This is a genomic window from Enterococcus sp. HMSC061C05 (assembly GCF_001814765.1).
Classification (GTDB): domain Bacteria; phylum Bacillota; class Bacilli; order Lactobacillales; family Enterococcaceae; genus Enterococcus_B; species Enterococcus_B lactis.
Window position 1 is genome coordinate 1 of record NZ_KV817735.1, and the last position, 1,695, is coordinate 1,695.

The 1,695-nt window shown below is 51.7% G+C and carries 1 rRNA gene; it reads left to right on the forward strand.

The window, feature by feature from the left end:
• Positions 1 to 66 precede the first annotated feature (66 nt).
• Positions 67 to 1,627, forward strand: a 16S ribosomal RNA gene (locus HMPREF2988_RS05105).
• The last annotated feature ends 68 nt before the right edge of the window (positions 1,628 to 1,695 follow it).

The window sequence follows — 1,695 nt, forward strand, 5'->3', positions numbered from 1 at the left end:
TTTTTAACAAGCAAGCAATATGCTAGCAAACAAATTGAGCTTAACAATCGCAAGATTGTTCGAACTTTTTATGAGAGTTTGATCCTGGCTCAGGACGAACGCTGGCGGCGTGCCTAATACATGCAAGTCGTACGCTTCTTTTTCCACCGGAGCTTGCTCCACCGGAAAAAGAGGAGTGGCGAACGGGTGAGTAACACGTGGGTAACCTGCCCATCAGAAGGGGATAACACTTGGAAACAGGTGCTAATACCGTATAACAATCGAAACCGCATGGTTTTGATTTGAAAGGCGCTTTCGGGTGTCGCTGATGGATGGACCCGCGGTGCATTAGCTAGTTGGTGAGGTAACGGCTCACCAAGGCCACGATGCATAGCCGACCTGAGAGGGTGATCGGCCACATTGGGACTGAGACACGGCCCAAACTCCTACGGGAGGCAGCAGTAGGGAATCTTCGGCAATGGACGAAAGTCTGACCGAGCAACGCCGCGTGAGTGAAGAAGGTTTTCGGATCGTAAAACTCTGTTGTTAGAGAAGAACAAGGATGAGAGTAACTGTTCATCCCTTGACGGTATCTAACCAGAAAGCCACGGCTAACTACGTGCCAGCAGCCGCGGTAATACGTAGGTGGCAAGCGTTGTCCGGATTTATTGGGCGTAAAGCGAGCGCAGGCGGTTTCTTAAGTCTGATGTGAAAGCCCCCGGCTCAACCGGGGAGGGTCATTGGAAACTGGGAGACTTGAGTGCAGAAGAGGAGAGTGGAATTCCATGTGTAGCGGTGAAATGCGTAGATATATGGAGGAACACCAGTGGCGAAGGCGGCTCTCTGGTCTGTAACTGACGCTGAGGCTCGAAAGCGTGGGGAGCAAACAGGATTAGATACCCTGGTAGTCCACGCCGTAAACGATGAGTGCTAAGTGTTGGAGGGTTTCCGCCCTTCAGTGCTGCAGCTAACGCATTAAGCACTCCGCCTGGGGAGTACGACCGCAAGGTTGAAACTCAAAGGAATTGACGGGGGCCCGCACAAGCGGTGGAGCATGTGGTTTAATTCGAAGCAACGCGAAGAACCTTACCAGGTCTTGACATCCTTTGACCACTCTAGAGATAGAGCTTCCCCTTCGGGGGCAAAGTGACAGGTGGTGCATGGTTGTCGTCAGCTCGTGTCGTGAGATGTTGGGTTAAGTCCCGCAACGAGCGCAACCCTTATTGTTAGTTGCCATCATTCAGTTGGGCACTCTAGCAAGACTGCCGGTGACAAACCGGAGGAAGGTGGGGATGACGTCAAATCATCATGCCCCTTATGACCTGGGCTACACACGTGCTACAATGGGAAGTACAACGAGTTGCGAAGTCGCGAGGCTAAGCTAATCTCTTAAAGCTTCTCTCAGTTCGGATTGCAGGCTGCAACTCGCCTGCATGAAGCCGGAATCGCTAGTAATCGCGGATCAGCACGCCGCGGTGAATACGTTCCCGGGCCTTGTACACACCGCCCGTCACACCACGAGAGTTTGTAACACCCGAAGTCGGTGAGGTAACCTTTTTGGAGCCAGCCGCCTAAGGTGGGATAGATGATTGGGGTGAAGTCGTAACAAGGTAGCCGTATCGGAAGGTGCGGCTGGATCACCTCCTTTCTAAGGAATATTACGGAGACTACACAATTTGTTTTTACTTTGTTCAGTTTTGAGAGGTTTACTCTCAA